Origin of the sequence: Aeromonas sp. 55A, assembly GCF_051919665.1 — a bacterium.
Lineage (GTDB): Bacteria > Pseudomonadota > Gammaproteobacteria > Enterobacterales > Aeromonadaceae > Aeromonas > Aeromonas veronii.
The window spans coordinates 1321535-1332500 of record NZ_JBQBEH010000008.1 but is presented as its reverse complement, the minus strand read 5'-3'; the positions used below and the strand labels follow the sequence as shown (position 1 = coordinate 1332500).

6 protein-coding genes, 1 tRNA gene, 3 rRNA genes and 1 pseudogene (1 of these 11 only partly in view) are annotated in these 10966 nt (G+C 59.5%); all 11 read left to right on the top strand.

Features of this window, described 5'->3' with window-relative positions:
- Nucleotides 1-642: ribosomal RNA gene (locus ACTG2G_RS10215) — 23S ribosomal RNA — on the top strand (it extends 2248 nt beyond the left edge of the window).
- Between the two features lie 78 nt (nt 643-720).
- Nucleotides 721-835 (top strand): 5S ribosomal RNA (gene rrf / locus ACTG2G_RS10210).
- Between the two features lie 46 nt (nt 836-881).
- Nucleotides 882-957 (top strand) — tRNA-Thr (locus ACTG2G_RS10205).
- Between the two features lie 27 nt (nt 958-984).
- A 5S ribosomal RNA gene (gene rrf / locus ACTG2G_RS10200) occupies nt 985-1099 on the top strand.
- Nucleotides 1100-1263: 164 nt separating this feature from the next.
- Nucleotides 1264-2228 (top strand): annotated as a pseudogene (gene ebgR, locus ACTG2G_RS10195) (transcriptional regulator EbgR).
- A 321-nt stretch (nt 2229-2549) separates the two neighbouring features.
- Complete coding sequence (gene ebgA, locus ACTG2G_RS10190) at nt 2550-5624, top strand: beta-galactosidase subunit alpha (RefSeq protein WP_421386745.1); 3075 nt, start codon at nt 2550-2552, stop codon at nt 5622-5624.
- The gene (locus tag ACTG2G_RS10185; RefSeq protein WP_421386746.1) at nt 5621-6076 is read left to right on the top strand and encodes a beta-galactosidase subunit beta; all 456 of its coding nucleotides are present in this window, start codon (nt 5621-5623) and stop codon (nt 6074-6076) included. Before ebgA ends, ACTG2G_RS10185 begins: the two co-directional genes overlap by 4 nt.
- A gap of 102 nt (nt 6077-6178) precedes the next feature.
- Nucleotides 6179-7624, top strand: coding sequence for an amino acid permease (locus ACTG2G_RS10180; protein WP_206877759.1), 1446 nt, complete (start codon nt 6179-6181; stop codon nt 7622-7624).
- 76 nt (nt 7625-7700) lie between these two features.
- Entirely contained in the window at nt 7701-8039 is a 339-nt protein-coding gene (locus ACTG2G_RS10175; protein WP_026080427.1) for a tRNA-binding protein, read from the top strand.
- Between the two features lie 166 nt (nt 8040-8205).
- Nucleotides 8206-9651: an amino acid permease gene (locus ACTG2G_RS10170; RefSeq protein ID WP_421386748.1), complete on the top strand. Its 1446-nt coding sequence runs from the start codon at nt 8206-8208 to the stop codon at nt 9649-9651.
- Nucleotides 9652-9944: 293 nt separating this feature from the next.
- Entirely contained in the window at nt 9945-10895 is a 951-nt protein-coding gene (locus tag ACTG2G_RS10165) for a bile acid:sodium symporter family protein (RefSeq protein ID WP_421386749.1), read from the top strand.
- Nucleotides 10896-10966 lie beyond the last annotated feature (71 nt).

Genomic DNA, 10966 nt, shown 5'->3' with positions numbered 1-10966 from the left:
CCCAAAGAGTAACGGAGGAGCACGAAGGTTGGCTAATCCTGGTCGGACATCAGGAGGTTAGTGCAATGGCATAAGCCAGCTTAACTGCGAGACGGACAGGTCGAGCAGGTACGAAAGTAGGTCATAGTGATCCGGTGGTTCTGAATGGAAGGGCCATCGCTCAACGGATAAAAGGTACTCCGGGGATAACAGGCTGATACCGCCCAAGAGTTCATATCGACGGCGGTGTTTGGCACCTCGATGTCGGCTCATCACATCCTGGGGCTGAAGTCGGTCCCAAGGGTATGGCTGTTCGCCATTTAAAGTGGTACGCGAGCTGGGTTCAGAACGTCGTGAGACAGTTCGGTCCCTATCTGCCGTGGGCGTTGGATGATTGAAGGGAGTTGCTCCTAGTACGAGAGGACCGGAGTGAACGAACCTCTGGTGTTCGGGTTGTCACGCCAGTGGCACTGCCCGGTAGCTAAGTTCGGAATCGATAACCGCTGAAAGCATCTAAGCGGGAAGCGAGCCCTGAGATGAGTCATCCCTGACCCCTTGAGGGTCCTAAAGGGCCGTTGGAGACCACAACGTTGATAGGTGGGGTGTGTAAGCGCGGCGACGTGTTGAGCTAACCCATACTAATTACCCGTGAGGCTTAACCATACAACACCCAAGAAGTGTTTCGAGCCTTGTAACGAATACGAAACTACTTACATCAGCTTTCTCAGATTGAAGAATTTGCCTGGCGGCCATAGCGCCGTGGAACCACCTGATCCCATGCCGAACTCAGAAGTGAAACGCGGTAGCGCCGATGGTAGTGTGGCATTCGCCATGCGAGAGTAGGACACTGCCAGGCACCCAATTTCAAGATTACGCCCAGCGTGGTCTTTACCGGTTAGTGTGCTGATATGGCTCAGTCGGTAGAGCGCATCCTTGGTAAGGATGAGGTCCCCAGTTCGATTCTGGGTATCAGCACCATTTTCAAGTTAGTTTTAAAAGCTTTTGCCTGACGGCAATAGCGCCGTGGAACCACCTGATCCCATGCCGAACTCAGAAGTGAAACGCGGTAGCGCCGATGGTAGTGTGGCATTCGCCATGCGAGAGTAGGACACTGTCAGGCACCTATTTAGAAGAGGCCTCCCATTCGGGAGGCCTTTTTGCATTTCTGTCTTCCAAAAACTGCACTGCCGCCGGCATTTTAGTAAAAGTGCTGGGCTATCAAGGGATTGCCCGTTACTCTTTAGCCGTTGCCGATTAACACGTGATGCTGCCAGCGAGGTATTGATGGCTACGTTGAAGGAAATTGCACAGGAAGCGGGGGTTTCTCTCGCCACGGTATCCCGGGTACTGAACGAGGATCCCAGCCTGAGCGTCAAGGAAGAGACCAAGCAGCGGATCTTCGAGATTGCCGAACGGCTTGAGTACAAGACCAGCAGCGCCCGAAAGGGGGTGCACAAGAGCAAGCTGCACTTTCTGGTGGTCTATGCCTATCCCCAGAGTACCGAGGTCAACGACCCTTACTATCTCGCTATCCGTTATGGCATCGAGACCCAGAGTGCCCGCCTCAATATCGAACTGACCCATCTCTACAACTGCGGTGAAGGGCGCGAACTGAGCGCCGTGGATGGCATTCTGGTGGTCGGTACCCTCACAGCCGAACGTCTCGTCCAGCTAAGGGCTTGTTCCAGCCAGCTGGTGTTTGTCGACTGCCGTTCACAGGGAGAGTTCGACTCGGTCGATGTGGATCTTGCCCTGATCAGCCAGCAGGTCGTCGATTACTTTATCGCGCAGGGGCATCAGCGCATCGGTTATATCGGTGGCCAGGATGAGAGCCCGGATCTGCGTGAATTGGCCTTCCGGGAGTATGGCCAGCGGTTGGGGGTGGTGCAGGAGAGCGATCTCTATCGCGGCGATTTCTCCAGCGCCTCCGGCTACCAGTTGGCGAAGGAGATGCTGGCAGGGGATTGGCCCAAGGCGCTGTTTGTCGCCTCCGACTCCATCGCGATTGGTGTGTTGCGTGCCATTCATGAGAAGGGACTACGATTCCCCAGCAGATCGAGCTTATCAGCGTCAACGATATCCCGACCGCCAAGTTCACCTTCCCGCCGCTCTCTACGGTGCGGATCCATTCCGAGTTGATGGGCTCCCAGGGGGTCAATTTGCTGGTTGAGCGGCTGCGAGACGAGCGGGATATTCCCCTTCGGGTGCTGGTACCGAGCAAGTTGACCCTGCGTGGCACTACTCGCTGATTTTAGTAAAACGTTCTGCGTTTTAGTCGTGCCATCTTGCGGTGGTGCGACTCCTCTCCCAAGTAAACTTATTTCCCATATCATCCCGTGACGTCATATCATATTGTTTTATAGTTGATTTTATTGCAGTTCAGCCAAAGGCTATCAACATCTATGCCACTCATCCATATCTTGCCCTCCTTTATCTCCCGCTTCTGATCTCGCTCACAAAACCATCTGTTCATTGTGATCAGGTTAAAACTTTACCAATCCAAAGCTGATATTTAGTAAATGTTTATCTAGAGTTTACCCAGTTAACGTTGCCTTGTTCCGGGAGGACATGTGAATAACTGGGAAAACGTCCAATTCGTTGGTGAAAACAGGCTGGCCCCGCGTGCCTACTTCTTCTCTTATGCCGACCACGCGCTGGCGGCCACCATGCAGCGCGAGCTGAGCCGCCGTTTTCTGAGCCTTGGCGGCCAGTGGCAGTTCCGCTACTTCGACCACCCCCTGCAGGTGCCGGAGGCCTTCTATCACAGCCCCATGAGCGAGTGGGACCAGATCACTGTGCCCAACATGTGGCAGATGGAAGGACATGGCCAGCTGCAGTACACCGACGAAGGTTTTCCCTTCCCCATCGACGTGCCCTTCGTGCCGACCAACAACCCCACCGGCGCCTATCAGCGCAGCTTCACGCTGAGCCCGGCCTGGGGCGGCGAGCAGGTGATCATCAAGTTTGACGGGGTGGAGACCTACTTCGAGGTCTATGTGAACGGCCACTACGTGGGCTTCAGCAAGGGCAGCCGTCTCACCGCCGAGTTCGATATCAGTGCCTACGCCAAGGTTGGCGAGAACCTGCTGTCAGTGCGGGTGATGCAGTGGGCCGACTCCACCTATATCGAAGATCAGGACATGTGGTGGATGGCGGGGATCTTCCGCGACGTCTATCTGGTGGGCAAACCGGCCGCCCATGTGCAGGACTTCTTCATCCGCACCGCGCTGGCCGATGACAATCAGAGCGCTACCCTGAGCTGCGATATCCAGCTCGAGAACCTGGGGGCGGCCGCCCGTGATCACCGTCTGGTCTGGTCCCTGCTGGATCAGGGCAGCGAGATCGCCAGCGGCTCGCTCGACCATCTCGCCATCGATGGCAAGTGTGACTGCCGCTTCACGCTGGATCTGGCCAACCCCCATCTGTGGAGCGCCGAAGACCCTTACCTCTACCAGCTGCAACTCTCCCTCTACAACGGTCAGGGCGAGCTGCTGGAAGTGATCCCGCAGCGGGTCGGGGTGCGTGAAATCAAGGTCAAGGATGGCCTCTTCTACGTCAACGGCCACTACCTCAAGCTGCACGGGGTGAACCGTCACGACAACGACCACCTCAAGAGCCGTGCGGTCGGTATGGACCGAGTGGAGCGCGATATCGTGCTGATGAAGCAGCACAACCTCAACTCGGTGCGCACCGCCCACTACCCGAATGACCCGCGCTTCTACGAGCTGTGCGACCAGTACGGTCTGTTTGTGATGGCGGAGACCGACGTGGAGACCCACGGCTTTGCCAACGTCGGCGATCTCAGCCGCATCACCGATGACCCCTTCTGGGAGCCGGTGTTCGTGGATCGCATCGAACGCCACGTGCACGCTCAGAAGAACCACCCCTCCATCATCATCTGGTCGCTCGGCAACGAGTCCGGCTACGGCTGCAACATCAGAGCCATGTACCAGCGCTGCAAGGCGATCGACCCGACCCGGCTGGTGCATTACGAAGAGGATCGCGATGCCGAGGTGGTGGATGTGGTGAGCACCATGTATTCGCGCGTCTCCCAGATGAACTGCTTCGGCGAGTTCCCGATGGAGAAGCCGCGCATTATCTGCGAATACGCACACGCCATGGGCAACGGCCCGGGTGGCCTCAACGAATATCAGCAGGTGTTCGACCGTCATCCCCACATTCAGGGTCACTACATCTGGGAGTGGTGTGATCACGGCATTCTGGATCAGGACGAGCAGGGCCGCCCCGTCTACAAGTACGGCGGCGACTACGGCGACTACCCCAACAACTACAACTTTTGCATGGATGGCCTCATCTATCCGGATCAGACCCCGGGACCTGGCCTGCGCGAATACAAGCAGGTGATCTGCCCGGTCAAGGTGCGCGCTCTGGATCTGGCCAGCGGCAAGCTGGCAGTGGAAAACCGCTACTGGTTCTCCACTCTCGACGACATCCGCCTGCTGGTCGAGGTGAAGGCCGAAGGCGAGCTGCTGGCCAGCCAGCAAATCCGGCTGGAAGGGGTGGCTCCCGGTGCCACCACAGAGTTGCAACTCGAACTGCCATCCCTCGATGGGCGGGAAACCTTCGTCCAGCTGCGGGTCATCAAGGCCACCGCCACCCGTTACAGCGCGGCGGAGCACCAGCTGGGCCAGTACCAGTTCCGGTTGAAAGAGTCGACTCGCCAGCTGCAGCCCTTTGCCAATCCCAACGCCACTCCGTTGCAGATTGCCGACGAGCGGCTCGCGCTGACCTTGAGCGGCAGCGGCTTCGTCCTGCGCTTCTCGCGCCTCGACGGCAAGCTGGTGAGCTGGCAGCTGGATGGCAATGAGCTTATCGAGCGGGCGCCGCGTCTCACCTTCTTCAAGCCGATGATCGACAACCACAAGCAGGAGTACGAGAGCCTGTGGCACCCGAACCACCTGCAGATCATGCAGGAGCACTTCCGCACCTTAAGCTGGCGTCAGCTGGGTGAGGCGGTCGAGGTGACAGTGGAAAGCCTGATCGCGCCGCCGGTGTTCGACTTCGGCATGCGCTGCCGTTACGTCTACACCCTGAGCCCGAATGGCCAGCTGCACGTGGCACTCTACGGCCAGCCCTACGGCGGTTATGACGACATCATCCCCAAGATCGGCTTCGAGCTGGGCATTCGTCAGGATCTCGACCGGGTGCACTACTACGGCATGGGGCCGGGTGAAAACTATCAGGACAGCCGCCAGAGCAACTGGATCGACAGCTTCCAGAGCACAGTCGGCGAGATGTGGGAGCACTACCCCTTCCCGCAGGACAACGGCAACCGCCAGCAGGTGCGCTGGGCGACCCTGACCAACCGTCACGGCGCCGGTCTCTACGTGCGGCCCGATGCCCCCATCAACCTGAGCGTCTGGCCCTACAGCTGGGAGCATATCCACGCGGCGCAGCACATCAACGAGCTGGAGCCCTGCGGTTATCTCACCCTCAATCTGGATCACAAGGTGCTGGGGCTCGGTTCCAACTCCTGGGGCTCCGAGGTGTTGGACTCCTGGCGGGTGCGCTTCGAGCCGTTCAGCTTCGGCCTGACCCTGCTGCCCATCGCCCGTGGCAACCTCAATCCGGCTGCGCTGGCCGGGCTCGATCTCACCATCAACGGCGGGAGGAACCTCGCATGATCACCCTGGACAACCTGACCCTGTTCAAAAACATCTACCGGGAGGGCAAGAAGTGGGGCCGCTGCGTGGAGGCCATCAACAACCTGCCGAACCTCAAGCCCGGCATCTGCCACTCCATCGGTGACTCCCTCACCTACCGCTTGCAGGAGGGGGCCAGCCCGGCCACCTCACTGTTCGAGGGGCAGCGCCGCTACTTCGACGTCCACTACTACCTGGAAGGGGAAGAGACGGTGGAGTGGGCTGCCAAGCCGGATCTGCGGGTCGAGCAGGCCTATGACGACACCACCGACCGCGAGTGGCTGGCCGGCGAGGTGCGTGAGCGCCAGCAGGTGGGCAACGGGCAGGTGGTGATCTTCGAGAACGACGAGGCTTACAGGTTTGTCGGCGACGGGCCGGTGCGCAAGGTGATCATCAAGGTCACCGTCGAAGGCGGCTACTTCAAGAACAAATAACAAGCCGCCGGTTCTGCACTGATAAAAGCCGGAAGGGCGGGGCTCACCCTACAACCAATGCCCCGCTCTTTCGCTAGATAACTACAGGTCTGGAGATGCACCATGTCTGATTCCAAACGCAATACGATAGGCAAGTTTGGTCTGCTGTCGCTCACCTTCGCAGCGGTATTCAGCTTCAACAACGTCATCAACAACAACATCGAAATCGGTCTGGCCTCGGCCCCGATGTTCTTTCTGGCCACCATTTTCTACTTCATTCCGTTTTGCCTGATCATTGCGGAATTTGTGTCACTGAACAAAAACTCCGAAGCGGGGGTGTATGCCTGGGTGAAGAGTTCCCTCGGCGGGCGCTGGGCCTTTATCTCCGCCTACACCTACTGGTTCGTGAACCTGTTCTTCTTCACCTCGCTGCTGCCGCGGGTCATCGCCTACGCCTCCTATGCCTTCCTCGGCTACGAGTACATTCTCACTCCGGTGGCGACCACGGCATTGAGCATGGTGCTGTTTGCCTTTGCCACCTACGTCTCCACCAACGGCGCCAAGATGCTCGGCCCCATCACCTCGGTGACCTCGTCCCTGATGCTGCTGCTGACCCTCTCCTACATCCTGCTAGCAGGTGCGGCACTGGTGGGCGGCGTGCAGCCGGCTGATCCCATCACGGTAGAGGCCATGGTCCCCGATTTCAGCTGGGCCTTCCTCGGCATCACCACCTGGATCTTTATGGCAGCCGGTGGCGCCGAGTCAGTGGCGGTCTACGTCAATGACGTGAAAGGGGGATCCAAATCCTTCGTGAAGGTGATCATCGTCGCCGGGATCTTTATCGGCGTGCTCTACTCCATCGCCTCGCTGTTGATCAACGTGTTCGTGCCGAGCGGTACCCTGAAATATACCGGCGGCTCGGTGCAGGTGTTTGAAGGGCTGGCGGCCTACTTCGGTTTGCCGGAGATCCTGATGAACCGCTTCGTCGGGCTGGTCTCCTTCACCGCCATGTTCGGCTCCCTGCTGATGTGGACGGCGACCCCGGTGAAGATCTTCTTCTCCGAGATCCCGGCCGGCATCTTCGGCAAGAAAACCGTCGAGCTGAACGAGAACGGCGTGCCCGCCCGCGCAGCCTGGATCCAGTATCTCATCGTGCTGCCGCTGATGGTGATCCCGACCCTGGGCTCCAACACAGCGCAGGATCTGATGAACACCGTCATCAACATGACCGCCGCCGCTTCCATGCTGCCGCCGCTGTTTATCATGCTGGCCTACCTCAATCTGCGTCTGAAGCTCGATCACCTGCCGCGGGATTTCAGGATGGGGTCGCGCACCACCGGCATCGCCGTGGTCTCGGTGCTGATCGCCATCTTCTCGGTGGGCTTCCTCGCCTCCACCTTCCCGACCGGCGCCGACATCATGACCATCATCTTCTACAACGTCGGCGGGATCGTGATCTTCCTCGGCTTCGCCTGGTGGAAATACAACAGATACGAGGCCTCCCTCAGCGCCGAAGCGCGCGCGAAAGAGGCCCAGCCGACGGCGCAGGTTGCCATGCAGACGCCATAGGCACGGCTTTTAATCCCAATCAAACCGGGTGGCCGTTGGCCACCCGCAAACCGTTGAACCAGAAAAGGAAAAGAGCATGAGCGAGACGATCGAGTTTGCCGAATTCAAACGGGTCGAGATGAAGGTGGGCAAGGTGCTGGAGGTGGTGCGCCACCCCGGGGCCGACAAACTCTACATCGTCCAGATCGACGTGGGTGGCGAGCGGCCGCTGCAGACTGTCACCAGTCTGGTGCCTTACTACAGCGAAGAGGAGCTGATGGGCAGCGAGGTGGTAGTACTGACCAACCTCAAGCCCACCAGGATGCGCGGTGAGCGCTCCGAGTGCATGTTGCTCTGCGCCGAGACCCCGGACGAGAGCCAGAGCGTGCTGTTGCAGCCGCGGGTGCCGATGGCGCCGGGCACCCCGATCGTCTGACTGGTATTGCGAGCCGGTGCGGGATACGGCACCGGTTTACCAACGAGGCCGTCCACGCGGCCCGATCATAACAAGAGAGTAAAGCGCGGGGCCGACAGACCCTTGCCGAACACATCACAGAGTCACAGCGTTACCCGCAGGGAGCGCGAGTCCACTGGAGGACACCATGTCTGAATCCGTACGCGGCACCATAGGCAAGTTTGCCCTGTTGTCGATGACCTTTGCCGCCGTGTTCAACGTGCGCAACATCGTCAACAACAACATCGAGCTGGGGCTCAGCTCCGCCCCTATCTTCCTGCTGGCGACCATCGTCTACTTCATTCCGTTCGTCTTCATCATTGCCGAGTTCGTCTCGGCCAATAAAAACTCCGAGTCGGGGATGTACGACTGGCTTAAAAAACCGCTCGGCACCCGGATGGCCTATCTGGGCTCGTTTCTCTACTGGTTCGTAAACCTGTTCTGGTTCGTCTCCCTGCTGCCCAACGTCATCGCCTACGCCTCCTACGCCATGCTGGGCTATGAGTACAGCTTCTCGCCCATGGTCACCTCGATCATCTCCATCGTGCTGTTTGCGGCGGCGACCCACATCTCCACCAAGGGAGCGAGCTGGCTCGGCAAGATTGCCGAAATAGTGGCCTACGGTGTATTTGCCCTGTTCGCCATCTATGTGCTGGGCGCCCTGATGGCTCTGAGTGGCGATCATGTGCCGGCCCAGCCCATCACGCTGGAGGCGATGACTCCCACCGTCAACTGGGCGACCCTCGGCATCATGTGCTGGATCTTCCAGGCGGCGGGCGGTGCCGAAACGGCGGCGGCCTACCTCAATGACGTGAAGGGCGGCCAGAAGTCCTTCATCAAGGTGATCATCAGTGCCGGCATTGTCATCGGTGCCATGTATGCGGTCGGTTCCCTGTTGGTGAACGTGTTCGTACCGCGCGAGAGCCTCACCTATGCCGGCGGCATGGTGGAGATCTTCACCGGCATGGCCCAGTACTTCGGGCTTTCCGAGGCGCTGGTGGGCCGCTTTGTCGGCGTGGTGCTGTTCATCGCCATGTTCGGCTCCATGATGATGTGGACCTCGGCGCCGGTGAAGATCCACTTCTCCGAGATCCCGCAGGGGGTTTACGGCGAGAAGACCACCCAGCTCAACAAGCACGGCGTGCCGGTGCGCGCCGCCTGGTGGCAGTTTGTCTTCGTGTTCGCGATGCTGGTGGTCAACGGCTTCGGCTCAGAGTCGGTGCAGCAGATGATGAACACCGCCATCAACCTCACCGCCGGCACCGCCATGCTGCCGCCGATCTTCATCATGGTGGCCTACTTCGTGTTCCGCTGGAAACATGACGACACACCCCGCGACTTCCGCATGGGGTCGCGCAAGTTCGGGATGGGCGTGGTGTCGGTGCTGATCGCCATCTTCGTGGTGAGCATGAGCGCCTCCGCCTTCCCGGCCGGGGTGGATCTGGTGCGCGCCTTCTTCATCAACGTCTTTATGACCGCGGTCTTCTCGGCACTGGCCTACTGGTGGATCTCCCGCTTCGAGACGCGGCAGGCTCGCAAGCTTGTCGGCAATGAGAAGAAAACGGGCAGCGGCAAGCTGGCCAGCCAGCGCTGATCGGCTGAGCGAAAAAGCGGGACGGGCGGCCTTGGTCGCCCGTTTTTTTATCCATTTAGCGCCGGTTTGGCGCTATCTGGCCGCGGGTCAGCAACTTCCGCTATTCGACAAAGCAAAGGCGTTAAGCATTGATGAACAATTAACCGCTGCACAACGTTGCGCCTCTCCGTTATCGGGGTAAGCTGGAGGTTCGTTTTAGCGGGAGGTGCCAGACATCTCCCGCTCTGTTTCTTGTCCTCCCCAATCCTGACTGTCGCCACGGCTGCAGGATGCCCTTCTGATGGAGACCTTTCGTGCGTCTGGATCCCTTTACTGTTGTGCTGATTGCGGTGGTCACCCTTGCCTCCCTCTTTCCCTGCGAGGGGCAGGTGGCTGTCTGGTTCGGTTTGCTGACCAAGCTGGCGGTGGCGCTCTTGTTCTTCATGCATGGCGCCAAGCTGTCGCGCCAGAACCTGCTGGCAGGCCTCGGCCACTGGCGGCTTCATCTGGTGGTGATGCTCAGCACCTTCCTGCTGTTTCCGCTGCTGGGGCTGCTGCTCACCCCGCTGGTGCCGGGCTGGCTGAGCCCGGCCATCTACCTCGGCTTCCTCTATCTCTGCGCCCTGCCTGCCACCGTGCAGTCGGCCATCGCCTTTACCTCGATGGCGGGGGGCAATGTGTCGGCGGCGGTGTGCAGCGCCTCGGCCTCCAGCATCCTCGGCATCTTCCTCTCGCCGGTGCTGGTGGGGATGATGATCCACGTGCAAGGGGAGGGGGTCGACACCTGGCACTCCATCCAGTCCATCATGATGCAGCTGATGCTGCCGTTCGTGGTGGGCCACCTGTCGCGCCCGCTCATTGGCCGCTGGGTCGACAGCCATCGCCCGCTCATCGGCAAGCTGGATCAGAGCTCCATTCTGCTGGTGGTCTATGTCGCCTTCAGCGAGGCGGTGGTGCAGGGGATTTGGCATCAAGTAGGCTGGTACGATCTGGCCAGTATCGTGCTGCTGAGCTGCGTCTTGCTGGCGCTGGTGCTCTGCTGGAACGTCTGGATCAGCCGCCGCCTCGGCTTCGACAAGGCGGACGAGATCACCATCGTCTTCTGCGGCTCCAAGAAGAGTCTGGCCAACGGGGTGCCGATGGCCAACGTCATGTTCCCGGCCGCCAGCGTCGGGGTGATGGTGCTGCCGCTGATGATCTTCCACCAGATCCAGCTGATGGTCTGCGCCGTGCTGGCCCGCCGCTATCACGAGCAGGGGCATTGATACTCGCGCCGTTTTTATTGCCATAACAAGAGGGAGGCCCGTTGGCCTCCCTCTTCTCATCTGCATGCCGA

Excerpts from the sequence above, each read along its gene's own strand:
- ACTG2G_RS10185 (WP_421386746.1), top strand. The coding sequence starts at position 5,621 with ATGATCACCCTGGACAACCTGACCCTGTTCAAAAACATCTACCGGGAG.
- ACTG2G_RS10180 (WP_206877759.1), top strand. The coding sequence starts at position 6,179 with ATGTCTGATTCCAAACGCAATACGATAGGCAAGTTTGGTCTGCTGTCG.
- ACTG2G_RS10175 (WP_026080427.1), top strand. The coding sequence starts at position 7,701 with ATGAGCGAGACGATCGAGTTTGCCGAATTCAAACGGGTCGAGATGAAG.
- ACTG2G_RS10170 (WP_421386748.1), top strand. The coding sequence starts at position 8,206 with ATGTCTGAATCCGTACGCGGCACCATAGGCAAGTTTGCCCTGTTGTCG.